Raw genomic sequence first — 24433 nt, 5'->3', positions numbered from 1 at the left:
CTCTCATCCCTCTTCACGTTTCATTTGTAAAAATGTGTCTATCTCATCAATGGAAAAACCTTTTCGATATAATGCTTGTTTCATCTTATTTTCATATGTCCATCCATCATGTTTTTTATGCTTCTCATGATACTTATTCCCATGATATAACAACGCCTCTTGTTGCTGTGCGCTATCCTTTTCCTCTTTTAATTCTTCTAGACAAATTTGAATCACATCACGATTATATCCTTTACGGACTAACATTTCTTCTAGCTTCAGTTTCATTTGTAAAAAAGAATGCTTTTGATAGGACTTTTTCTTTTTCTCTACAAGCTCAAAGGCATTTTCAATTTGCTTCTCTTTCGGATATTCTTGTAAACTATGAGTAATAATTATATCTTGAATACCTTTACCAAGAAGTTCCCGTCTAATAGTAGTCGGTCCTTTTTGATTCACATTGCTATGAGTTCGTACATATGAAATGGCATACTCTTTATCGTTAATATAGCGATCATGTAATAACTTCGAAATAACTTCAGAGATGATGGCTTGTCCAATTTCTTTTTTTCGTAAGTATTCTTCTACTTCCTGTTTCGTCCGCATTTGATAGGATAAATAAGAAATTGCTTGTAAATATGCTTTTTGCACTTCTTCATTGTACAAAATATTTGCTAACTCTACTTCATCAATTTCTAACCCCTTTTGCAAACCATGCTTGATTAAGGTGACTTGATTCACACTAAATCCGTATTCTTCACCTTGACCTTTATCAATATAAATATTAAATCGTTCTTTCATTCGTTTTTGTACTTCTATTTTTGTAATGACAGCCATATTCTTCACCTCGCTACTATTTTAACATAGTTGTGGAACAATTTTGCTTTTCATGAATATATATAATGAGGAGGAAGTTCAGTTGAAAATCGCAATTTCTGGGGGAACTGGTTTTATCGGTAAAGCATTAGCTAATTTTTTAAGCCTAAAAGAAGGATACACAATTTACATTCTTACCCGAAAAAAAAGAGAGAATCCTCTCAATTCTAACATTCAATACATCCAATGGGATGCACATTCACATAAATTCCCTCTTTCTTCTATTGATGTGCTTGTGAATCTAGCTGGAGAATCCATTAATAACGGTCGATGGACAAAAAAGCAGAAAGAAAGCATTATAGCGAGTCGTCTTCATACAACAAATAGTCTCATTAAACAATTACAAACATTACAGAAGAAACCCCATACTTTTATTAACGCTAGCGCAATTGGTTATTACGGGACTTCTGAAACAAAAATTTTCACAGAACAGAACAAAGAAAATGGCAGTGATTTTTTAGCAGCCACAGTAAAACTATGGGAAGAAGCAGCCGCTCACGCAACCTCTCTCGGGATTCGAACCGTCTATACACGCTTTGGAATTGTTTTAGGAAAAGATGGTGGTGCCCTTCCAAAAATGTTGCTTCCCTATCAATTATTTATTGGTGGAACAATCGGCTCGGGCAATCAATGGCTATCTTGGATTCATCTAGATGATGCCATCCGCATGATTGATTTTGCAATAAATACAAAAGAAATAGAAGGACCTCTTAATATTACGTCTCCAAATCCTACAACAATGAAAGAGTTTGGAAAGGCACTTTCAATTGTCATGCATCGCCCACACTGGCTTCCCGTCCCAGCATTTGCACTACACGCTTTACTTGGAGAAATGAGTATGCTTGTTTTGCAAGGACAACATGTATTGCCTAACAAAGCAATACAGTATGGATATCAGTATTCTTTTCCTACATTAAACCATGCATTACAAAATATACTATCGCATACACTGTAGTACTTCTAAAATACGTCCATTAAAATTGTTCTATTTACTAATTATTTAAAGGTTATTAGCCAATGGAAAAGAGGTATCTATGAAAACCCTATTTAAGCAAGCCATTGTATATCCCATTACTTCTTCTAAATTTCAAGGAGATGTATTGGTTAAACACAATAAAATCGCTGCGATAAAGCCACATATTGAACCAACTCAAGATATGACCGTTATCGATGCAAGAGCCCTTCACCTCTTACCAGGATTTATCGATGTGCATACTCATCTTGGCCTATACGATGAAGGGACTGGATGGGCTGGAAATGATGCTAATGAAACATCCGAAGTATTAACACCACATATCCGTTCTTTAGATGGCATCCACCCTTTTGATATTGCTTTTCAAGATGCGGTTCAAAATGGTGTTACAACTGCCCACGTTATGCCTGGAAGCCAAAATATTATTGGCGGGACAACATGTGTAATTAAAACTGCCGGAACCTGTATCGATCATATGATCATTCAAGAACCTGCAGGGTTAAAAATTGCATTTGGAGAAAATCCAAAACGAGTTCATAGTAATGGCACAAAAGAATCGATTACCCGTATGGGGATTATGGGCTTGCTTCGAGAATCTTTCTACGAAGCACAACATTATGGAAACGAAGCCGATTTTCGAATGCTTCCTATTCTAAAAGCACTGCGCCGAGAAATCCCAGTACGTATGCACGCTCATCGGGCGGACGACATTCTTTCCGCTCTTCGCTTTGCAAAAGAATTCAATCTTGATTTACGCATTGAGCATTGTACGGAAGGACACTTCATTGTAAATGAGCTTGCCAACCAAAACTTAAAAATCTCTGTTGGTCCGACATTAACACGCCGCTCAAAAATTGAACTAAAAAATAAATCATGGGATACGTACCATACTTTATCAAAATATGGGATAGAAGTTTCCATTACAACAGACCATCCCTATACTCCCATTCAATATTTAAATGTTTGTGCAGCCATCGCTGTCAGGGAAGGGTTAGATGAAAAAATTGCATTAGAAGGCATTACAATCCTCCCTGCTCGAAATCTACGTTTAGAGGAAAGAATTGGAAGTATCGAAACTGGAAAAGATGCTGATCTTGTGTTATGGACACATCATCCATTTCATTATTTAGCCAAGCCCGTATTAACTATGATTGATGGAAAAATAATTTATAGAAAAAATAAAAAAAACTAGTTTATTTTTTTGACTAGATAAAGTATTATACGATTATAAACTGAATGAAACCATAATCAATTTGTGTCGTGATATTCATTTCAAATTGATGAATGGGGAAGGCAAATGGTGCGCCACCAGCGTTATAGACTGGTTCTAGTGGGTTCGATTCCCACCCCGAAATTTTTTAAAGTTTGATATAAAAATTTCGAGGGTGGGGTGTTTTTTCGTCATGCTACCCTCATGTGAGGAGGAGTTAGTATGTTAAAAAAACGCGACTTACACGACAGCCACGTTCTATACGATTTGATGGTGGATCCTGCTGTCTTCCCTTTTGTGCGTCAAAAAGCTTATTCATACGAAGAATTTTTATTTTTAACAAAGCAAACAATAGAAGCTGAAGAGCGTGGTGAATTAATTTCACGCACAATTTTAGATGAATGGGGAAACCCTATTGGCACGATTACTTTATTTGATGTGCAAGAAAAAGCTGGTTTTCTTGGCACATGGCTTGGGAAACCTTATCACGGACAGGGTTATAATAAATTAGCAAAAGATGCGTTTTTCAGCGAGCTGTTCTATGAATTGGATGTTGAAACAATTTTTATGCGCATTCGTAAAGTGAATATTCGTTCGATTAAAGCAGCTGAAAAACTACCATATATAAACCTAGCGAATGAAACTAGAAAAGCTGTTTATGATCAAATTAATGCAAATGAAGAAGTGTATAATTTATATGAAATTGTTAAAGATCAATATACACTTACTACAATGCGTGATACTGCATTTCAAGATACACATCATTTAAAAGAAGCGTAATATATAACGAATTATAAAATGAATATACTTGTTTATTATGTATATCTCCTTGTGTCATTGGAAACGATAGGTAATAACTTTATGACACGAGGTGATCTGTAATGGATAGAAAGAAACGTGAGAAAGCAAGAAATACATTAAATAGTACACAAGAGGTCCTTTATCAGCGAGAGTTTCGAAGAGCAGATCGTGCAGCTGGGTACCGTCCTAAAGGTGTATAATCATAAAGTGAAAATTGAGGAGATCTCCAACTCTCCCATACCAATCCATACCATTTACTTTATGGATAACAAAGTAAAGATTTACTCCTTATACTATAAGGAGTATTTTTTGTGGAAAACTTTATCCACAGAATTAATGGAATTGTGCATAAATTAAGTAATTCTTTTGGATTACTATAACGTGAAACTTTAATCAGTGGGGGTTCTTCATCCCCCGCTGATTATTAGCCCTCACCAATCGGGCCTTTACGGGCAGTTGATCTCCCCCCTATCTTTTTTATTTCTCTCTGAATCTTGAGACGTAGGGTCTTACTGCCTGTTAAGACCGGATAAAAGTAATCACATATATGATGTTTAATTTGTGGATATTTTTTCTGAAAATTGTGGATAATGTGGATATCATTGTTAATATTCCGATTTTACCGGCTATTAAAATCTTTTTCTTTTGTGGATAACATACAACTTTATTAACCATCAATGGATGGATACATTCTTACTAACTCTATTTACTATACGGAATTCACACAAAACAAAAACCCCCTTCCAAAATAAAAAGAGGGTTTCATTCTACGTAAAAGATTGAGCAAGAGCCGGTGACTTAATTGGTATATGATTAGGCTGCACATGATTTTCTTCTAAAATTGTATCTACAATGTGACAAGCCGGTTCTGGATGGTAGATACTTTTCATCGCTTCTTTCATTTGCAGAAGCTTCATATCATCTTCTAATAGTGCCTTTGTTTTCGCAAAAACATCCTCATCTTCGCGAATGACAAGTGCAGCTCCTTTTTTTTCAAAATACATTGCATTTTCATTTTCTTGTCCTGGTACTGGTTTATATAAAATGACAGGTACTTGTAAAGCTGCTGCTTCACTTAACGTAATGCCTCCTGGTTTTGTAATCATACAAGAGGTAATACGGAATAGTTCATCTATATTCTCTACATAGCCAAATACTTTTAATGCCTCAGGATTTTGTTCCTTAATTCCTAGTAACTCTTGTTTTAAAGTTTCATTTTTTCCACAAACAACAGCTACTTGAAGATTAGGGACTGTCATAAATGATTGACATAATTCTTTTACATTTCCTAATACACCGTGAGCACCTGCTACAATAAGTAAAATCTTTTTCTCACGAGATAACTGATATTTACTATATAGGATTTCTGGGTTAATGGTTAACTCAAAGTTTTTACGAATTGGAATCCCAGTTTCTACGATTTGCTCTGAAGGTACACCAATTTCAACCATTACTTTTTTCACCTGATCTGTCGCTACAAAATAACGATCTACTTCACGATGAATCCATATTTTGTGTAAACAAAAATCCGTTAACACATTATAAACAGGAATTGAAAAACCTGTTTGTTTTTTCAATTCTGGCACTGCAATAATTGGAAATGTATTAATAACGATGTCTGGTTTTTCTGCATGTAATAATGCTTTTAAACGTTTTCTTCCAAAATTCGCATACCACGATGCAATCTTCTTATCGTAAATCTTTTCTACACCATAATAAAATAAGCGATATAGCTCTTTTCCTATTGTATAGCTTTTTAAGTATAAATATTTTGTAATATCTGTTATGACCGGATGTGACTCTCCGAATAGATCACACACAATCACATCTTCAATTCCTTTTTGACGAAATGTTTGTGCTAATGTTTTTGCTACTTGCACATGACCATTACCGTAATGTGCAGTTAATATTAAAACCTTGGGGTTTTTTATCAAACAAATCCACTCCTAGCTTTTTCGCTTTCCCATATTGCATATACGACAATAGGAAAAACATTTTCCTAAAAAAAATTACATGTTTGGATTCCAACACTTTCATGTTAGCTATGTACCTGTCGTGGATATGCAAAGCATATAAGATTGACCCCTTAATCCTATCTGTGCTCATATCTTTATATTATACTTTCCTATAAGGGCTTTCGCAATAACTTACAAATGATCACATTTCATGATACTCGCCCTGCTACTTCTTAATTCTTGGTACTATTTGGTTTTCCCTTTACAATTATGTAAATTTATCCTCTTATTTCTTTACAAAAATATGGATATTCTACTTTCAGTATACTCTTTTCTTCAGATATACTCTAGATTTTATTAAAAGAAAGCAAAAAGTCTAATCCAAATGGATTAGACTGCTTGTAAAATATTTTTTGCATTTTGAACACTTTCTTCTGTTGGAGGTTCTACCCCTTCAAGAGGATACTTATGTCCAAGCGCTTCCCATTTATATACACCAAGTTTGTGATATGGTAAGACTTCTACTTTCTTTACGTTAGAAAGGCTTTGAATGAAATTAGATAATCTCTGCAAATCTTCTTCACTATCAGTAACACCTGGAACTAATACGTGTCTTACCCAAATTGGTTTTTGTTTATCAGATAAATAACGAGCAAATTGTAGAATGTGTTCATTCGTTTTACCAGTTAATTTACGGTGCTTTTTAGGATCGATATGTTTTAAATCTAATAATACTAAATCTGTATAGTCCATTAAAATATCTAATTTCCTTTGGAATTCTGGCTCTTCAGAGTAGCAACCACCCGAAGAATCAATTGTCGTATGAATGCCGATCTCTTTACATTTCTTAAACAGTTCAATCAAAAAGTCTAACTGTAATAGCGGCTCACCGCCACTTACAGTAATACCACCGCCGGAAGCTTCCATAAAAGGAATGTAACATGTAACATCCTGCATCACTTCTTCGACTGTTATTTCTTTCCCTTTACCAATTTCCCACGTATCCGCATTATGACAATATTGACAACGTAGTAAACACCCTTGCGTAAAGATGATATAACGAATCCCTGGGCCGTCAACAGTTCCACAAGACTCAACAGAATGAATTCTTCCTTTTACCATGTTACTTCCTCCTCTATTAAAACAGCTCCCCTCCGCCCTACGAAAAACAGAGGGAAACTTTTTTACTTACATGCTTTCATGCATTGTACGGTTAATTACATCAATTTGTTGTTCACGAGTTAATTTAATGAAGTTAACAGCGTAACCAGATACACGAATTGTTAATTGTGGATATTTTTCAGGATGTTCCATTGCATCCATTAATGTTTCACGGTTAAATACGTTAATATTTAAGTGATGTCCTTCTTTTACTGCATATCCATCTAACATAGATACTAAGTTTCGAACTTGTACATCTTCTTCTTTACCAAGTGCTTTTGGAATAATTGAGAATGTATTAGAAATACCATCTTGTGCATCTTCATATGGTAATTTCGCAACAGATAATAATGATGCTAGTGCACCTTTTGTATCACGTCCGTGCATTGGGTTTGCACCTGGTGCGAATGGTTCGCCAGCGCGGCGGCCATCTGGTGTGTTACCAGTTTTCTTACCGTATACAACGTTAGATGTGATTGTTAAGATTGACATTGTATGAACAGAGTTACGATATGTTTTATGTTTACGAAGCTTGTTCATAAATGTTTTTACAAGGCTTACTGCCATTTCATCTACAAGGTCATCGTTATTACCGTATTTAGGGAAATCGCCTTCGATTTCAAAATCAACAGCAATACCATTTTCATCACGAATTGGTTTTACTTTCGCATATTTAATTGCACTTAAAGAGTCAGCTACTACAGATAATCCTGCGATACCTGTTGCCATTGTACGAAGAACTTCTGTATCATGAAGTGCCATTTCGATACGCTCATAGCTGTATTTATCATGCATGTAATGAATTACATTTAAAGTATTTAAGTAAAGGCCTGCTAACCATTCCATTGTCACATCGAATTTACGCATAACTTCTTCATAATCTAATACTTCAGAAGTAATTGGTGCATATTCAGGTCCAACTTGTGCTTTTGTTTTTTCGTCTTTACCACCGTTGATCGCATATAATAATGCTTTCGCTAAGTTTGCACGTGCTCCGAAGAATTGCATTTGTTTACCAATTCTCATTGCAGATACACAGCAAGCAATACCGTAGTCATCACCATATTCTGGACGCATAATGTCATCATTTTCATATTGAATTGCAGATGTTTTGATAGACATTTTCGCACAGTAGTTTTTAAAGCCCTCTGGTAATTGTTTAGACCAAAGAACTGTTAAGTTTGGTTCTGGAGCTGGTCCTAAGTTGTCTAATGTATGCAAGAAGCGGAATGAGTTTTTCGTTACTAATGGACGACCATCAAGTGAAATACCACCGATAGATTCTGTTACCCAAGTTGGATCACCAGAGAATAATTCATTATAATCAGGTGTTCTTGCGAATTTCACAAGACGTAATTTCATAATGAAGTGGTCAACAATTTCTTGTACTTCTTCTTCTGTTAATGTACCGTTTGCTAAATCTCTTTCAACATAGATATCTAAGAAAGTAGATGTACGGCCAAGACTCATTGCTGCACCGTTTTGCTCTTTAATTGCTGCAAGGTAACCAAAATATAACCATTGGAATGCTTCTTGTGTATTTGTTGCTGGTTTAGAAATATCAAAACCATGAGAAGCTGCCATTTGTTTTAATTCTTGAAGGGCACGAATTTGCTCAGATAACTCCTCGCGTAAACGAATTGTCTCTTCGCTCATTACACTGCTTGTTAAGTTTAAATCTGCTTTTTTCATTTCGATTAAACGATCAATACCGTATAATGCAACACGGCGATAGTCACCAATAATACGACCACGGCCATATGCATCTGGAAGACCTGTAATAACGCCTGATTTACGAGCTGCTCTCATTTCTGGAGTATAAGCATCGAATACACCTTGGTTATGCGTTTTACGATAGTCTCTGAAAATACGGCTTAGTTCTTTGTCCATTTCATATCCGTAAGCTTCACAAGATAGTTCTGCCATACGAACACCACCGAATGGTTGTAATGAACGTTTGAATGGTTTGTCAGTTTGGAAACCAACTACTTTTTCAATATCTTTATTTAAATATCCTGGACCATGTGATGTAATAGTAGAAACAATTTCTGTATCCATGTCAAGGACGCCGCCATTGTCACGTTCTTGTTTCGTTAACTCCATTACTTGATCCCAAAGTTGTTTCGTCGCTTCTGTTGCTTCAGTTAAGAAGGAATCATCACCTTCATAAACGTTTATGTTATTTAAAATGAAGTCGCGAACATCAATCTCTGCTCTCCACTTTTCACCTTTAAAGTTTTCCCATGCATTTTTTACATTTTCTAATACTTCAGTCATCCTAATCTCCTCCATTTTTTGATTAGTACAGGACTAAGATTTTTTATATAACAGCTTACACATTTAGAATACTACTTTTTTTAAAAAGCGAACGGAATACTTGTGACACATTTGTGAAACATTGAGCATATTACTATGTACACAGTGTTAAGTACGATTTAAACTCTTTTAAATTAAGTCTTTCCTTAACTGTATTTTTTTGGTACTCTTATAAACGAATCCTATTCTGTAGTATAAAGAATCATACCCGTTTTAAACTGTAATACCCTTACCTCCTATTCTGTTATAGTTTTTTTAAAACAGAATAGAAAAAAGTGTACCTGTTTGGTACACTTTTTTTCGTAATAAATATGCATTACTTTTAATGCCTAATTTACAATAATAACAACATCAAGATGGAAAAGACTCTCTCCTACAATTTTTCTACCCGAAAAAGATGCCCCAAATTATAGTACCTTTCTGTTTCTTCCTCCATCATGGAATCCTCCTCTAATACCTTTTACCTCCACCAATTGATCTATCCCTTCTATATGATCACCTATGATTCGTAATACAGCTGGAGGATGTCCTATTGATGAGAAATGTTGATTGGGACGAATACGATTCATTCCATCTACATCTATGCGGCTTACACATGAAATCTCAAAACCAGAGAGAATTACTTTTATTTGTGCTACACATGGGGATAATAAAGAATCATATCCAATACCTTCTAAACACTTACGACTAAATGCATTCGGAACAGCAATAAGAGAACCCACACCTAAATCCTTTCGATTACATGCAAGATTTATTGCATATTTAAATGCTGTTACAAGATGAAGTGGAATTCGTAAATCTAAATAATGATTTAAATCATTTAATGTAACATCTTTTCCATCTGCAATTGCTTTAGCAAAGGGATATAAATCACGTGCCGGGATAATAAAATCTCCATCTATAAATAGAACAATATCGCCCTTAGCAAAATATGCTCCCATCGAACGACCTACATCATTCCCAAGCGCCTCTTCATACACAATTGTCTTTGCACCATTTTTTCTAGCAATGTTTGCCGTCTCATCTGAAGATCCATTGACAACAACAATAATTTCTAATGGCTCAATTTTACGCACTTCCTCTATAACCTTACTTATCGTGCTTTCCTCATTTTGTACAGGAATAACAATAGATAACTGTTTTCCTTTATATAATTTCGATTGTACTCCCCATCCCTGATAAAACTTTGCAAACTCTAAAGTATGATAAATGCTCTCTCTTCGTCTTTTCCCATCACAATACCCACCACGTTTATCTCGTGTTTCCATCCACTCTGCTATTGCCTCTATATGATCACCTATCATTCTTTGTTCTGAATGAGAAAGATTTGTTCCGTACGCATCATGCTCAACTGGCCGAAACTTATTTGGGGTAATTACATCTATTTGATGATGACGGCTAATCCTCCATTTGTTCTGCAATAAACGAACATGGGCTACAATCGGATTTACAAAAGCATCATACCCTATGCTCTGTGCTACCTCTCTTGTAAATGCATGAGGAACCGATAAAATGGAATCAATTTTTAAATCTTCTCTCTCCAACATTGCATTCAAGATTTGACGCCATACAGTAATAGAGTGTGGCCTTTGTTTTTTTGAAAATAATGCATCAAAATTATTTAACACCACATCTGTTTGATCATACAAAATTGGATTGAGAAATAATTGTAATTGGGAAGTTTTTATCACAAAATCCCCATCTAAAAATAATAAGACATCGCCCTTTGCACATTTCGCACCAATCGCACGTCCAACATCATTTCCAAGCGCTTCTTTATATACAAGAACTGTACACCCTAGGTTTTCAGCTATTTTATCCGTACCATCTGTACACCCATTCGCTACTACAATAATTTCTAATGGTTGTAAAAGTTGGACAGAATGAATAACATCAGTAATACTATCAATTTCATTATGAACCGGAATAATAACAGATAGTGATTTAGCCATGATATCCCTCACGAAACCACTCAATGGTTTTCTCCAATCCTTGTTCCCATGACACACTAGGTTGGAATTGTAATACTTCTTTTAATTTTGTTACATCCGGTTTTCTATTCGGGATCTCCTCAAAGCCATGTGGATATACTTTTTCAAATGGAACATGCAAGATTTTTGAAGAAGAATTCGTGAATCTTTGAACATCTTGTGCTACTTCCTGTATACTTTTTTCATTTTCGGAGCCGATATTAATGATTTCTCCATTTACTTTCTCATCCATTGCACAAATTGTTGCTTCTACCGCATCACTTACATACGTAAAACAGCGTGTCTGCTTTCCGTCCCCATAAACAAGAATATCCTCACCTTGCAATGCCGCACGAACAAATCGTGGAATTACTCCAGCATATGGGCCATCCTTTGCTCTTGGACCATAAATATTAAAATAGCGAACGATTGTGACAGGGAGCCCTTGTAACGCATACCCTAAACACAGCGTTTCTTCTAATGTTTTACAAAGTGCATAACTCCAACGTATTTTTGATGTTGAACCATATAAGCGATCACCTTCTTCTAAAAAAGGTGGTTGTCCTTTTCCGTATACTTCAGAAGTAGATGCAAAAATAACTTTCTTTTTTCCTTTTAATGCAGCTTGTAAAATATTACGCGTTCCATCAAAATTCGTTTCAATCAATTCTATACTTTTTTCCATTGTCGCTTTCACACCTAAAATGGCTGCTAAATGAAATACAACATCATGTTGACCTACCAATTCATAAATTTCACTTTTAGCTAAAATGCTAATTGGAATAATTGGAATAGACTTCATTAGCTCTATATGATATTTATTTTTTCCTTTATAAAAATTATCAACTATTGTTACTTGATGCCCTCTTTTAAGAAGTTCTTCTGCTAAATGAGATCCAATAAACCCTGCTCCACCTGTAATTAAACAACGCTTACTCATAAATTCACCTTCTTTACAGTACCTCGTGTGTCTACTACATGATGTAATCCTTCAAATAACTTCCAATCAATACTAGAATGATCTGTTAAAATTAAAACACAATCAGCTTCTTTTAATACTTTTTCTTCTAATGGAACAGACTGATAGATGATCTCTCCAATTTCTGCAGATGAAATATGAGGATCATAATATTGCACCTTATACCCCTCTTTTGTTAATAACTGGATAATCGGAAGTGCAGGAGATTCTCTTAAATCATTCACATCTTTCTTATAAGCAACGCCAACAACAAAAACTGTCGCAGGAGGCTCCGTCACATCTTTCACTTTTTTTACAATTTCTCCCGGCATCTCTTCATTAATAACATGGGCTGCTTCAATCAATTGACTTGATAATCCCAGTTGGTTTATTTTCCATTGAAAATATAACGGATCAATAGGAATACAATGTCCACCAATTCCTGGCCCAGGCCAATATGGTGTGAAACCGAACGGTTTTGTCGCAGCTGCTTCAAGTGCTTCACGAAAATCCACTTTCAAATTCCCACATAATATATCCAGTTCATTCACAAGCGAAATATTAACCAAACGTTGAATATTCTCAAATAACTTGCACATCTCCGCTACCTTTGGAGAACTAACTGGAATCACTGTATCAAATACGTGGCTATACAAATTTTGTATTTTTTCTCTACACTTTTCTGTTTGACCACTAATTACTTTTGGAATTGTTTGTACTGTATATTGATCATTTGCTGGATCTATTCGCTCAGGAGAATAGCCAATATAATAATCTACGCCGGCCTGTTTACCTGTTTGAGAGATAATAGGAATAATAACTTCTTCTAACGTACCTGGATATGTGGAGCTTTCAAAAATGAAGGTTTGTCCTGCTTGAAGATTTTCTTTTATATAATGTGAGGCAGCGATGAGGGCAGTCAAATCTGGTTCTTTATTTTCACTAATAGGTGTTGGTACAGTAACAATGACATAGGTACTGTTTTGAAAATCTTTTATACCGTTATTCGGTGTATATGCTACTAGTTGATTATTTTGTATTAAACTCTTTAACACACTTGAAGGGACGTCGGGAATATAACTTTCCCCTTTTGTAATTAATTCTATTTTTTGTTCATCTTTATCTAATCCGATTACCGTATATCCTCTTTCAGCAAAATGAATTGCCAAAGGAAGACCTACGTATCCTAAGCCAATGATTGTTACAATGCTACTATCATCCATTTGTATTTTCTTCTTCCTTTCTCAGTTGCTGTATAATCTTTCTATTTCTTTCTCCATCGGTAAAACTGCCTCGCTCATTTGTATTTTGTAATAAATAAGAAATCGCCTCCAACTGGTCACCAAAAATACGATCAAACGCCTGAATGCGACCGTTCACAATTTCATGCTGATCAGGACGAATACGGTTTGTTTTTATTACATCTACAAATTGCACTGCTTTCATAGTAAATCCCGCTAAAATTGCCTTCATTTGAGCCAACGGTGGAATAATTAAGGAATCATACCCAATCTCTTCTATTACCTTTTTATGCATAGCATGCGGTACTGCAGTTAGTGAACTATTCCACAAATCCGGACGCTTTGCGACCAAATTCACAAAATATTTCCCCATACTAATTGGGTCAGCTGGATAAAAGGTATCTAACAAGATTTGCAAATCATTTAATGCAACATCAGTACCAGCTTCAACAGCCTCTAAAAAAGGAACGAGTTTTTTTGCGGGAATAGCAAAGTCACCATCTACAAATAAACAAATATCAGCTGTAGCATGCATCGCCCCAATCGCTCGTGCAACATTATGCCCAAGCGCATTTGGAAATTGAATCACCGTAGCATGTTCCAATTCCGCTTGCCTAATCGTCTCCTGATCTGCTCCATTTGCAACAACAATAATTTCATCAACGCCGGCTTTTTTCACTTCTTTTATAACTGATCGTATCGTCATTTTTTCTTCTACGACGGGTATTATTGCACTATATTTTGCTTTCTTATTTTTTAATATCATAGGTTCATAGTTCTTTATAAAATCTCTATCCCGCTTTCCTTCAGAAAAACCTCCACGTGCACCATACATTTCAATTACATATTGTAATGCCCGTAAATGATCTCCCATAATACGACTTGTAGCTTTTGGAAAAGGAGAACTCGGAGAAGCCCCAGTATGAACAGGACGAATTTTATTTGTATGAATAACATCGACTGATGCAGTATCAACAATACAGATCCCTTTCGATACAACCATTGCTTGAAATAATGCTGGGTCCGCTAAATTCCACCATCCAATTTGTTCTATTACTTCTCGCTTCATTGCATGAGGGATTGCAATTAAAGAACCTATAACTAACTCTTTTCGATTTAAATAACGATTAAGCATATATTTTCCAACTGTTGTATAATGAGGACGCATCTTTAAATACACAGACCAGTTTAAATTGTTCACGATGATTTGATGTCCCTGCTTAATTCCTTTCACAAAACACTGTAAATCATAATTACTGATTACAATGTCACCATCTAAAAACAATACAATTTCTCCTATTGCTTCTCTAGCGCCAATTGCTCGTCCTACATCATTACCTAATGAATGTTTATAATGAATTACATGACATTCATAATCTAATGCAATTTCCTTCGTCCGATCTGTTGACCCATTATCTACGACAATAATCTCATATGGATGCAATTTCTTTACTTCTTCTAAAACTGCCCCAAGCGTTTCAGCTTCATTATGCGTAGGAATAATAACCGATATCCTCATAATTTGTCCTCCTTAGCTCTCCAAACGAACATACGCAATAACTGGAATCCGTACAAGCACATCTTCTGGTGGACCATAAGATGGAGACGTACGTACAATTACCACCCCATCTGTTACTGATAAAAGAATTCCCGCTACCACTTCTACAACTGTTACAACTTGCACAAGTTCTCCAACATGTTTACGTAACTCATTGACAAATAACATAAAGAGCTCTCCTTTCTTATATTTCATAAATTGAGATAATACTTGTAAATGGTAATAAAACTGTCGTCCCTATACTTTCTTGAAGCGTCAGGAAATCATCCCCTACTTCTATAATCACACCCGTTAACTGACCAACCGTTGTCACTATTTCTACCTCTTTTCCTAAGAGTTGTTCAGCGATTTCTTTAAAAGGTGAAGTCGCACATTCTTTTAAAATCGCGCAAATAATAGATTGAAATTTATTTGATTCTATTATTTCTTCCGTAGCTTGCTTAGAGCTTCTCTGAATAAATTCCGAAAATTTTCTCGAAAATAAAATCTTTTCAAGGGCAGGCACTAGCTTGCGATCTAAAAAGTAATCCAATTGTCTATTAAAAATCGTCTCTAACCTCTTCCAATATCCTGTAAATAGACACATATTTCTTTCCTCCTACTAATGTTAGATTTTATAGGTATTAAATATATATATTTCAATATATACAATTACCATTTTATTGTGATAGATAAATAGTACATTTTATAGAAAAAAGTAGATGAGGAATCATCTACTTTTTCTATAAATATCTTCTTTCTCGATTCACATGAAAAAAAGACCATCTCAAAAGATAGTCTTTTACACTTCAATATGCTGTAACATCGTATAAATATCATTATTCAAAGAGCCAAATGATTTAATGTTATTTTGAATATTAGATAATAAAATAACATATACATTGCCACTTCTACTAAATCCATTTAAACAATTCCACCCTGGCATTACACCGTGATTAGAGTAGCTTCCAGGGTTTACATACCATCCAAATCCATAATCTTTTTTAAATGTTGTAAACATTTGATCATAGCTCTCTTTGGATATTAGCTTACCAGAAAATAGTGCTTCATTAAATAAATATAAATCATTTGCACTCGTATATATATCGCCATTCCCATATAATTGTGACATGCTAGGAATAGGAGGTACTGTCATATTATTATTTACAACCTTATAACCCGTAGAAGGATACTTTGTTTTCTCTAATTCAGTACCAAAGCCTGAATTTTTCATGCCCACAACATCAAAAATATGTTGTTTAATGTATTCTTCTAACGGTTGCCCACTAACTTTCTCAACGATGTAACCAAGTATTGAATAGTTTGAATCCGAATACTTCCATTTTTCACCTGGGTTAAACAAACGTTTTTGCTGTCCAATTCGCTTCAACAATTCCTCATGAGAAATATCATCTGTCCCTGTCTCATATTCAGGAATTCCAGATGTGTGTGTCAATAGATGAACCAGCTTGATTTCTCCACCTCTTGGAAAATCAGGAATATATTTCGCTACCGTATCCTCTGGTTGAATTTTCTTTTGATCTTTCAGCTGCATAATTGCTGTTGCTACAAATGCTTTTGAAATCGAACCGATGTAAAATGTTGTTTCTGCATTATTTGGTATATTTTTCTCTCGATTTGCCAACCCATACCCTTTATTCAGGAGTACTTTTCCATTTTTTACAACAACTGCTGTTCCACTAAAACCTTTGCTCTTTAAATACTCATCTAACTCAGCATTCTCATTAATTTCTTGTGGGGGGCCTTCGGCTGATTGTTCCGCCGCCTTAGCTTGCTCCGGTACTTTTGGAAGCTGTTCTGGCTGTTTTTGTACCGTTTCTTTCTTTACTTCTGTAGTTGCTTTTGAGGCATTCTCTTTCTTACTATGTGAAGTGATTTTTGTATACCCTAAATATACAAGTGAAAACAATACAAAGAAAATGGCTGTTCTTTTTATATATGTAATCGGTCCACGTCTACGTCTACGACGAGCCACCATACTGACACTATCCTTTTCTTCATTCATGGTTGCTTTCCCCTTATTTACCAATAATTTAATCAATTTATAAAAATATGTTCCCTAGTTTTCTCTAACTAATGGAAATTTCATTTTATATCATCCTTACTTTATCATGTGCCGAACGTATTACCAACCAATATGTACAAAAAAGAAAAAGAATATTTTCAAAGGTAAGATTCCAGATAAACTTCTCATAAAAAAAAGAGGATGTCCTCAAAAAAATCAATTTTACCGATCTTTTTGAACATCCTCTTTCACAATCATTTATACGTGTTTTTTCATATCATCAGCTACAGACTCAACGTTTGTACCTACGATAACCTGTACGCTTGTATTACTTAACTTCATAACACCTTTTGCACCGGCACGTTTTAATGCTGGTTCATTTACTAAGTTTGCATCTTTTACTTGTAGGCGTAAACGAGTCGCACAGTTATCAATGACTGTTAAATTGTCTTTTCCACCTAAAGCTGCTACGTAAGTTTCACCAATCGATCCTGCAACTGGTGCATCATCTTCTGTCACTAACTCTTCATCGTCTTCACGACCTGGAGTTTTCAAATTAAATTTCTTGATTAGGAAATAGAATACCACGAAGTAAATTACTGCATAAATTAAACCAATTCCCGCTAATAATAACGGTTTTGTTGCAATACCTAAGTTTAAGAAATAATCAATCGCACCGGCGCTAAATGAGAAACCATCATGAATGCCAAGTGTTGTTGTAACAAATAAAGAAATACCCGTTAATATAGCATGGATACCATATAATACTGGTGATAAGAACATGAATGAAAATTCAATTGGTTCTGTAATACCAGTTAAGAATGAAGTTAATGCAAGTCCACCTAACATACCTGTAACCATTTTACGTTTTTCCGGTTTCGCAGCTGCAATCATTGCAAAACATGCTGCTGGTAAACCAAACATCATGATTGGGAAGAAACCTGTCATAAACATACCTGCTGATGGATCTTGCGCAAAGAAACGTGCAATATCACCATGAACAACATCACCTGCTGCATTTGTAAAGTCACCAAGTACAAACCAGAAATATGTGTTCATTACGTGGTGTAAACCAATTGGAATCAATAGACGGTTTAATAAACCGAATAGTCCAGCGCCAATCGCACCTAAGTTTACAATACCGTGTGCTACCGCATCAATACCACTTTGAATTGTTGGCCAAATTTGACCGAATACTAATCCTAAAAGAAGCATGACAACAGAAGTAATAATTGGTACAAAACGTTTTCCCGCAAAGAACCCTAACCATTCTGGCAATTTAATTTTATGGAATTTGTTATATAATAACCCGGCAACAACCCCAGCAATAATACCGCCAAGTATAGCCATATTTATCTTCGGCGTTAAAGTCGCTGCTTTTGAAACTTTTGTCATTGTATCCGCTAACTTACTTGGATCAACTGTTCCTAATAAATCTTGAACACTTTTTAATTTATCATTTAATTCTGCTGTTGAATAACCAATACTTAAAGTATTCGTTGTATTCTTCATAACTAGATAACCAATCGCACCTGCAAGACCTGCGGCACCACTACCATCAACAGACAAACCGATTGCAACACCAATTGCAAAAATAAGTGCTAAGTTATCAAAGATTGCTGCACCGGCCTGTGCCATAACAGGAATATCAAATACGTCTGGTTGACCTAAACGAAGCAACAGTCCTGCTGCTGGCAGTACTGCGATTGGAAGCATTAACGCTTTACCAATACGTTGTAAAAACTGCAACATTGTAATTCCCCCTATTCAATTTATGAAATCGTTATCATTAATAAGTATGATTTAGAAAACGCTTTCTATTACATAATCATGATAACATATAGTTGTATAGATGTGTAGTTTTTATTTTTGAGCTTTTTATAGATATCTTTTCTATTTCCAAACTGTTATATAAAAGGAAAATTCTCCGTTCTAATAACGAATATGATTAAAAACTAGGTAGCCGGAACCTATGTATCCATTTTGATTGTTTAATATATAAGCCGTTGCTATGTAGAACAAATGATGACCTGCACTCGTTCTCAGAGGCTCTAACTGCTTCTCTACCATCTAAAAAGAAAGATTTTATTCCTGTTTTGCAATTTTTATTAAAATGGAAGTTTCATTTTATCATTCCACTTTTTCATGTTATTATTTATTTCCAAGTCTATAGGGAACAGTAAACTTATTGAAAAAGGAACAGGAGCGTTGGTATTATGCAGTGTATCGAGACAAATAACTTACAACAACTGTTAGATCAAGTAAAACCATATACAAAAAAAGGTAAACTTGCTACTTATATCCCCGAACTAGGAAATGCAAATCCAGATGATTTAGGGATTGCTATCTACCATAGAGAGACAGAATATATCCATGCTGGTAACTCACAAACACTCTTCACCCTTCAAAGTATTTCAAAAGTAATCACACTTACACTTGCTCTTCTAGATCGTGGTGAAGAATATGTATTCTCTAAAGTTGGGATGGAACCCACTGGGGACCCATTTAATTCTATTATTAAGCTAGAAACAACTAGCCCTTCTAAACCTCTTAATCCAATGATTAACGCGGGTGCATTAGCTATTACAAGTATGCTTACAGGAGATAGTAACGAAGAAAAGATGGAACGGATTCTCCGCTTTGTACGTGATATTACAGATAATCCTACAATTAATTACTCTTCAAAAGTAGCCATCTCTGAACTAGAAACAGCTTACTTAAATCGTTCTCTTTGCTACTACATGAAGCAAAACGGCATCATTGATGGTAATATCGAAGAATTAATGGATTTATATACACGTCAATGTGCTATCCAGGTAAACTGTATTGATTTAGCACGTATTGGTTTAATCTTCGCAATGGATGGCTACGATCCATATAAGAAAAAACAAATTATTCCAAAACATATAACAAAGATTTGCAAAACATTTATGGTAACATGTGGCATGTATAACGAATCTGGTGAATTTGCAATTCGCGTTGGTATTCCTGCAAAAAGTGGTGTAGCTGGTGGTATTTTCGGCTGCGTAAAAGACGAAATGGGAATCGGTATTTTTGGACCGGCTTTAGATGCAAATGGAAATAGTATCGCTGGTTTTAAAATTCTTGAGCTTCTTTCCGCTCAAGAAGGCTGGAGTATTTTTTAAATACGAAGTTATCCTGTTCGCTTTTGGCAGGATAACTTTTTTTATTATGCATATTTCTTCCCCCCTCCCGAATAATATAGTACAACCTAACGCTATTCGGTGGAGGTGTAAAAAAATGAAACTTATTTTTCAAATGGAGGACCAGCCTGTCCTAGAAAAAACCATTCTTCTTTTTATACTCAGTATTGTAGAAAGCTTAAAGTTAAAAGTTGTTTCCCCCGATGAAGCTTATCGATACATATTCAATTTAGAAGTATTAGAATTACTAATGGATCGAAATATTGATGATCAAGTGCTAGAGCTTATTCATTTTGGAATGGGGCTTGAAGACATTCATCATGTCCTCCCGGAAGAACTTGAACCAAGTATTGAGGAATTAAAATGGCGTTGTATCCAAGTTCTAGGGGAATATGGCATGTATGAAGAATCAAAGCAATTAATTGAGGACATACGCTAAAAAGCACCTATATAGGTGCTTTAATGTTTTTTCAAACTATTTTTGTACGTTTCAATATTAACTGGTAATTCTTCCTCTTCTAACGTATGCTCATTTACATCCTTATGAATAAATGCCCCTTTAGGCGGCTGATGATCATGACCTTTTTTCTTATGATCAAATGCTTTACCACGTCCCATACTTATCCCCCTTTCTTTAAAAGAAATCAATGTTAGTATGAAGAAAAACATATCGATATATGCAGTATTTTGTTGTATTTCCGAGGAAATATGCGAATATTGTTTTCCAATCTCCTCTCACATCAATTGATCAATTCCGATAAGAATGAGTAAAATGCCAGCAATAATCGTTGCCCATTTTCCTAAGTATTCCGCTAAAAACCTCTTCCCTACATATGAAAAACCACTAATACAAGCGAAGCTAAAAACTCCAGAAACAATTGCAGTCCACCAAAGATTCAAATTTGTTATTCCTGCATCAAATCCTCCTGCAATATTATTAATTGATAATGCGCCCCTAATACAAGTGCTTCGGAAAGGCTAATTGTTTTAGAACCATCGAAATCAGCATTCTCCGGATTACGCAGTACCCTCATAAACATATTCCCTTTCTTCTTATGCGTATCATCTTGTTTATTTAATACTGGCTGACATAAGGCAAATACTCCAATTACACTAAGTACAATTACACTAAGTACAATTGCTCCAATTAGATTTGCATTGAACTACCCCCACCTACCGTTACACGCTTGAGGTAAGGGTCTTCTCGCTAAATATGATAAAATCTGAAATGAATAATGCAATCCAATTAGCTATTTAGACGATGCAATTGCATTGAATTTAGCAAAAGAAAAATTAGCTGATATAAAGACGAAAACTTAGATGGCTTTATTGAAGACAAAAGGGCTATTCCAAAATTTCTAGTTTCACTAGTATTTGAAATAGTTCTTTTCTAAAAAAAAAATCGTACAAACATCAAAGTTTGTACGATTCCACGACAGGTACTTTTTATATTACACGATGAATCTTATCTTTTTCTGATGAAAACCTTAATTTTTCTTATTTTTGTGTATGACGCCATTCGTATTTAAAAACAGTAATAACTTTCGTAAACTCAACTAACTGGCTAATTTTTAAATTAGTATATTACAAAAAATGGTAATTTTGTGCTACAATAAGGGTATTAAATAATAGAGAGGGCTGAGTACATGATGAAAGATAAACGACTAAAGCGCCTATATTATCTATATCTTTTCCCTGCAATCCTATGCATAATGTTTTTTCTCAATAGCGACATGAATAGCCTTCCGTACGCTAAATTAATAGGTACAATTAGCGGCTGTATCGCAGCCATTATGCTTGCTGCTTTTTGGACGGTGAAACTAAAAATAAAAAGAGAGCAATCCTCTTAGCCAAGATGTATTTTTCAGAAAAAAACGAGCTATCTATTAGATTAGAGCTCGTTTTTTCTTTTGATTTTATCCTACCATTCTCTACATATATGACCTCGTATAACGCAATTACTCGCATACGTAAAGTAAAACGTTAATTAGTGAGGACTTTACTGATTATGAGCCCTCACTAATCAAGCTTTTACCGGTAGTTCATCCTCCGCCTACCTACTTTTCTTTCGCTGAATTTGGAGGTGGGCGTGTTACTGCCAGCGAATAGCAGGATAAAAATCATACCTAAATATTCATCATAAACTTTGTGCCCCTGTTGTGTTGGCCTTTTCGATATGTTCCATTTTACTCTTCTTATTTTTTGTAACACGGTAAAACAGTAAACAAACAAACATAAATGGAATCCCGCAATACAATGCCATGCGTTGTTCCGGAATAAACGCCATACCAACAATTACCGTTATATTTAATACCAAAGCAAGAAGAGGGACAAGCGGATACAATGGAGTTTTAAATTGTAGATCCTTAATATCCCCACCTTGCTTTAAGTATGTTCTTCTAAACAAGAAATTAGATAAAGCGATAGATGCCCAAACCAATATTGCACCGAATCCTGCAATGGAAAGAAGCCATAAATAAACTGTATCCTCTGCATATATACCACATAATAAAGAGAGACAACCAACAATAGTACTTGCAATCAATGCATAAATTGGAACACCATTTTTAGATAACTTACCAAAAATCGGACTAATCATCCCTTGATTAGACATAGACCATAACATACGAGAAGTTGCATATAATCCAGAATTCGCCACTGATAGTACCGCTGTAATAATAACGAAATTTATAATATCTGCCGCATAAGGGATACCAATTTTATCAAATACAACTACGAATGGACTTTCTATCACTCCAGCTTGTTGCCAAGGGAATAGCCCAGCAAGTATAAAAATGGAAAGTACAAAGAAAACAAGGATACGCCAAACTGTATTATTAATAGCTTTCGGAATGGTTTTCTCTGGATTTTCGCTCTCTCCAGCCGCAATACCAACTAGTTCTGTTCCCTGAAAGGAAAAATTAACTGCAATCATTGTAACTAAAATAGCTGTCAGCCCATTTGGAAACAGTCCTCCGTAATCAGTAAAACTAGAAAGCATTGGTGCTGGCTCATTCCCTTTCATATCAAGGAAACCAAACATAGCTGCCCCGCCTAAAATAATAAATGCAATAATCGTAATAACTTTAATGCTCGCAAACCAAAACTCGACCTCTGCAAAACTTCTTGAAGATAATGCATTAATAGCAAAAAGTAGAACAGCAAAAACTATGCACCAAATCCAAGAAGATACATCTGGAAACCAACGTTTCATTAAGATACTAACTGCAATCAACTCAATCCCTATCGTAGCCGACCAGTTTAACCATGACATCCATCCCACTACGTAACCTACTGCAGGTGAAATCTGCTTTGTAGCATATGTTTGATAAGACCCTGCATCAGGCATGGCAACTGCTAGCTCTCCAAGACAGAGCATCGTTAAATACATAACAAATCCTCCAACAAGATAAGCTACAATCGCTCCTCCAGGTCCCGCCTCATGAATTGTATAACCTGATCCTAAGAAAAGTCCGGTACCAATAACTCCCCCAAGTGCAATCATAAATATGTGTCGACTTTTCAGCTCTCGTTTTAACTCCTGGTTTTGAGTTGCCATATAAATCCCCCTTTTTGTTTGCAAATCCTCATGAATGTAAACGCTTTAAAAATAAGTTAAAAAAGAAAGTTAAACTATAAAAAGATAATAGCTTGTATTTTTATTAAAGATTCACAATAGGAGGGAGATCTTTCGAAAGTCAATCTCCCAATCCAAGAAAATAAGGTGAAACTTCCATCAGTGTGGCTTTTGTCTCCATTCTCACTGATGGTTAGTTGAACGAATCGGGCTTTTATGGGCAGTTGTCCCCACCTATCTTCCCTGTTGCTCTCTAAATCTTGAGGTGGTGGTCTTACTGCCCGTTAATGTGGGATAAACCATAACACGATAACCCACCCTTAACCTTTCCTATGACTTAATTGGCATTAGCATAAATAAACATGATTATTTAAAAGCACGCTAGAAAACGGTACATACTCCATACAGTTTATATTAATCACTACCTGTTATTAACAGGTCATCCCTTACTGTTATTAATCGTGTTTTATCAGTGATAACTTGTCCCTCTTCCACTTCTAGCAATTCAATATATCCACTAATTCCCACTTTAATTTCTACTTTCTGTTTATCTATCGTTTCAATTAATGCTAATTTCTCCCACTCATATACATAAGAGCTTTCAGTAATAAATAATTTTTCTACTTTCCCATAGCAAGGACTGTACACGTCTTCTATAACTGCCTTCATTTTGTAACCTCCTCTTTTTT

The 24433-nt window shown here is 35.3% G+C and carries 22 protein-coding genes and 1 pseudogene; 7 read left to right on the top strand and 16 right to left on the bottom strand.

Features of this window, described 5'->3' with window-relative positions:
* Positions 1-3: 3 nt before the first annotated feature.
* The gene (gene recX / locus BLV40_RS21245) at positions 4-816 is read right to left on the bottom strand and encodes a recombination regulator RecX (RefSeq protein WP_026592522.1); all 813 of its coding nucleotides are present in this window, start codon (positions 814-816) and stop codon (positions 4-6) included.
* A gap of 82 nt (positions 817-898) precedes the next feature.
* On the opposite strand from recX, the gene BLV40_RS21240 reads away from it, so the two are divergent.
* From BLV40_RS21240 to BLV40_RS21225, 4 genes are all read left to right on the top strand, one after another.
* Positions 899-1810, top strand: coding sequence for a TIGR01777 family oxidoreductase (locus BLV40_RS21240; RefSeq protein WP_026592521.1), 912 nt, complete (start codon positions 899-901; stop codon positions 1808-1810).
* 79 nt (positions 1811-1889) lie between these two features.
* Entirely contained in the window at positions 1890-3020 is a 1131-nt protein-coding gene (locus BLV40_RS21235; protein WP_026592520.1) for an amidohydrolase, read from the top strand.
* A gap of 240 nt (positions 3021-3260) precedes the next feature.
* The gene (locus BLV40_RS21230) at positions 3261-3818 is read left to right on the top strand and encodes a GNAT family N-acetyltransferase (RefSeq protein ID WP_026592519.1); all 558 of its coding nucleotides are present in this window, start codon (positions 3261-3263) and stop codon (positions 3816-3818) included.
* Between the two features lie 101 nt (positions 3819-3919).
* The gene (locus tag BLV40_RS21225; RefSeq protein WP_003194890.1) at positions 3920-4039 is read left to right on the top strand and encodes a YfhE family protein; all 120 of its coding nucleotides are present in this window, start codon (positions 3920-3922) and stop codon (positions 4037-4039) included.
* A 567-nt stretch (positions 4040-4606) separates the two neighbouring features.
* Here the strand turns inward: BLV40_RS21225 and BLV40_RS21220 are convergent.
* The 11 genes from BLV40_RS21220 to nagE all read right to left on the bottom strand — a co-directional run bounded on the left by BLV40_RS21220 (position 4607) and on the right by nagE (position 18755).
* A complete protein-coding gene (locus BLV40_RS21220) occupies positions 4607-5773 on the bottom strand; it encodes a diglucosyl diacylglycerol synthase (RefSeq protein WP_090693649.1) in 1167 nt (388 codons plus the stop codon).
* 411 nt (positions 5774-6184) lie between these two features.
* A complete protein-coding gene (gene pflA, locus BLV40_RS21215; RefSeq protein WP_090693645.1) occupies positions 6185-6916 on the bottom strand; it encodes a pyruvate formate-lyase-activating protein in 732 nt (243 codons plus the stop codon).
* A 66-nt stretch (positions 6917-6982) separates the two neighbouring features.
* Positions 6983-9232 carry a formate C-acetyltransferase gene (gene pflB, locus BLV40_RS21210; protein ID WP_026592516.1) on the bottom strand — a complete coding sequence of 750 codons (2250 nt, stop codon included), beginning with the start codon at positions 9230-9232 and terminating at the stop codon, positions 6983-6985.
* 446 nt (positions 9233-9678) lie between these two features.
* Positions 9679-11223 carry a glycosyltransferase family 2 protein gene (locus tag BLV40_RS21200; RefSeq protein WP_090693642.1) on the bottom strand — a complete coding sequence of 515 codons (1545 nt, stop codon included), beginning with the start codon at positions 11221-11223 and terminating at the stop codon, positions 9679-9681.
* Positions 11216-12181 carry an NAD-dependent epimerase/dehydratase family protein gene (locus BLV40_RS21195; protein WP_026592514.1) on the bottom strand — a complete coding sequence of 322 codons (966 nt, stop codon included), beginning with the start codon at positions 12179-12181 and terminating at the stop codon, positions 11216-11218. Before BLV40_RS21195 ends, BLV40_RS21200 begins: the two co-directional genes overlap by 8 nt.
* Positions 12178-13422: a nucleotide sugar dehydrogenase gene (locus BLV40_RS21190; protein WP_090693640.1), complete on the bottom strand. Its 1245-nt coding sequence runs from the start codon at positions 13420-13422 to the stop codon at positions 12178-12180. The genes BLV40_RS21195 and BLV40_RS21190 overlap by 4 nt, the downstream gene beginning before the upstream one ends.
* Positions 13415-14959: a glycosyltransferase family 2 protein gene (locus BLV40_RS21185; protein WP_026592512.1), complete on the bottom strand. Its 1545-nt coding sequence runs from the start codon at positions 14957-14959 to the stop codon at positions 13415-13417. The genes BLV40_RS21190 and BLV40_RS21185 overlap by 8 nt, the downstream gene beginning before the upstream one ends.
* Before the next feature lie 12 nt (positions 14960-14971).
* On the bottom strand, positions 14972-15166 hold the full coding sequence (locus tag BLV40_RS21180; protein ID WP_026592511.1) for a hypothetical protein: 195 nt from the start codon (positions 15164-15166) through the stop codon (positions 14972-14974).
* 16 nt (positions 15167-15182) lie between these two features.
* Positions 15183-15584, bottom strand: a complete 402-nt coding sequence (locus BLV40_RS21175) for a hypothetical protein (protein ID WP_026592510.1) — start codon at positions 15582-15584, stop codon at positions 15183-15185.
* 195 nt (positions 15585-15779) lie between these two features.
* On the bottom strand, positions 15780-17003 hold the full coding sequence (locus BLV40_RS21170) for a serine hydrolase domain-containing protein (protein ID WP_090693636.1): 1224 nt from the start codon (positions 17001-17003) through the stop codon (positions 15780-15782).
* Between the two features lie 258 nt (positions 17004-17261).
* On the bottom strand, positions 17262-18755 hold the full coding sequence (nagE, locus tag BLV40_RS21165) for an N-acetylglucosamine-specific PTS transporter subunit IIBC (protein WP_090693633.1): 1494 nt from the start codon (positions 18753-18755) through the stop codon (positions 17262-17264).
* Between the two features lie 464 nt (positions 18756-19219).
* Here nagE and glsA point away from each other — a divergent pair, with 464 nt between their 5' ends.
* Positions 19220-20149: a glutaminase A gene (gene glsA / locus BLV40_RS21160; protein ID WP_090693630.1), complete on the top strand. Its 930-nt coding sequence runs from the start codon at positions 19220-19222 to the stop codon at positions 20147-20149.
* A gap of 115 nt (positions 20150-20264) precedes the next feature.
* On the top strand, positions 20265-20606 hold the full coding sequence (locus BLV40_RS21155; protein ID WP_026592506.1) for a DUF3969 family protein: 342 nt from the start codon (positions 20265-20267) through the stop codon (positions 20604-20606).
* Positions 20607-20626: 20 nt separating this feature from the next.
* Here the strand turns inward: BLV40_RS21155 and BLV40_RS28700 are convergent, their stop codons facing one another.
* Entirely contained in the window at positions 20627-20785 is a 159-nt protein-coding gene (locus BLV40_RS28700) for a hypothetical protein (RefSeq protein ID WP_000532411.1), read from the bottom strand.
* Positions 20786-20902: 117 nt separating this feature from the next.
* A pseudogene (locus BLV40_RS21145) lies at positions 20903-21330 on the bottom strand (manganese efflux pump); the annotation flags it as partial.
* Positions 21331-21813: 483 nt separating this feature from the next.
* Between BLV40_RS21145 and BLV40_RS21140 the strand changes: the two are divergent.
* Positions 21814-22017, top strand: coding sequence for a hypothetical protein (locus tag BLV40_RS21140; RefSeq protein WP_090693626.1), 204 nt, complete (start codon positions 21814-21816; stop codon positions 22015-22017).
* Between the two features lie 287 nt (positions 22018-22304).
* On the opposite strand, the gene BLV40_RS21135 is transcribed toward BLV40_RS21140, so the two are convergent.
* Positions 22305-23726: an amino acid permease gene (locus BLV40_RS21135; RefSeq protein WP_090693620.1), complete on the bottom strand. Its 1422-nt coding sequence runs from the start codon at positions 23724-23726 to the stop codon at positions 22305-22307.
* A 432-nt stretch (positions 23727-24158) separates the two neighbouring features.
* On the bottom strand, positions 24159-24413 hold the full coding sequence (locus BLV40_RS21130) for a biotin/lipoyl-containing protein (RefSeq protein ID WP_026592503.1): 255 nt from the start codon (positions 24411-24413) through the stop codon (positions 24159-24161).
* Positions 24414-24433 lie beyond the last annotated feature (20 nt).

The organism is Bacillus sp. 166amftsu (genome assembly GCF_900107445.1).
GTDB classification, from domain to species: domain Bacteria; phylum Bacillota; class Bacilli; order Bacillales; family Bacillaceae_G; genus Bacillus_A; species Bacillus_A arachidis.
Note: the sequence above shows the minus strand (reverse complement) of the source record. Positions and strands in the feature narration are given on the sequence as shown.

Coding starts and splice junctions, on each gene's coding strand:
- BLV40_RS21195 (WP_026592514.1), bottom strand. CDS start 12,181: ATGAGTAAGCGTTGTTTAATTACAGGTGGAGCAGGGTTTATTGGATCT.
- BLV40_RS21185 (WP_026592512.1), bottom strand. CDS start 14,959: ATGAGGATATCGGTTATTATTCCTACGCATAATGAAGCTGAAACGCTT.
- pflA (WP_090693645.1), bottom strand. CDS start 6,916: ATGGTAAAAGGAAGAATTCATTCTGTTGAGTCTTGTGGAACTGTTGAC.
- BLV40_RS28700 (WP_000532411.1), bottom strand. CDS start 20,785: ATGGGACGTGGTAAAGCATTTGATCATAAGAAAAAAGGTCATGATCAT.
- BLV40_RS21175 (WP_026592510.1), bottom strand. CDS start 15,584: ATGTGTCTATTTACAGGATATTGGAAGAGGTTAGAGACGATTTTTAAT.
- BLV40_RS21230 (WP_026592519.1), top strand. CDS start 3,261: ATGTTAAAAAAACGCGACTTACACGACAGCCACGTTCTATACGATTTG.
- BLV40_RS21190 (WP_090693640.1), bottom strand. CDS start 13,422: ATGGATGATAGTAGCATTGTAACAATCATTGGCTTAGGATACGTAGGT.
- BLV40_RS21170 (WP_090693636.1), bottom strand. CDS start 17,003: ATGAATGAAGAAAAGGATAGTGTCAGTATGGTGGCTCGTCGTAGACGT.
- glsA (WP_090693630.1), top strand. CDS start 19,220: ATGCAGTGTATCGAGACAAATAACTTACAACAACTGTTAGATCAAGTA.
- BLV40_RS21225 (WP_003194890.1), top strand. CDS start 3,920: ATGGATAGAAAGAAACGTGAGAAAGCAAGAAATACATTAAATAGTACA.
- BLV40_RS21155 (WP_026592506.1), top strand. CDS start 20,265: ATGAAACTTATTTTTCAAATGGAGGACCAGCCTGTCCTAGAAAAAACC.
- BLV40_RS21180 (WP_026592511.1), bottom strand. CDS start 15,166: ATGTTATTTGTCAATGAGTTACGTAAACATGTTGGAGAACTTGTGCAA.
- BLV40_RS21130 (WP_026592503.1), bottom strand. CDS start 24,413: ATGAAGGCAGTTATAGAAGACGTGTACAGTCCTTGCTATGGGAAAGTA.
- nagE (WP_090693633.1), bottom strand. CDS start 18,755: ATGTTGCAGTTTTTACAACGTATTGGTAAAGCGTTAATGCTTCCAATC.
- BLV40_RS21235 (WP_026592520.1), top strand. CDS start 1,890: ATGAAAACCCTATTTAAGCAAGCCATTGTATATCCCATTACTTCTTCT.
- BLV40_RS21140 (WP_090693626.1), top strand. CDS start 21,814: ATGATGAAAGATAAACGACTAAAGCGCCTATATTATCTATATCTTTTC.
- BLV40_RS21200 (WP_090693642.1), bottom strand. CDS start 11,223: ATGGCTAAATCACTATCTGTTATTATTCCGGTTCATAATGAAATTGAT.
- recX (WP_026592522.1), bottom strand. CDS start 816: ATGGCTGTCATTACAAAAATAGAAGTACAAAAACGAATGAAAGAACGA.
- pflB (WP_026592516.1), bottom strand. CDS start 9,232: ATGACTGAAGTATTAGAAAATGTAAAAAATGCATGGGAAAACTTTAAA.
- BLV40_RS21135 (WP_090693620.1), bottom strand. CDS start 23,726: ATGGCAACTCAAAACCAGGAGTTAAAACGAGAGCTGAAAAGTCGACAC.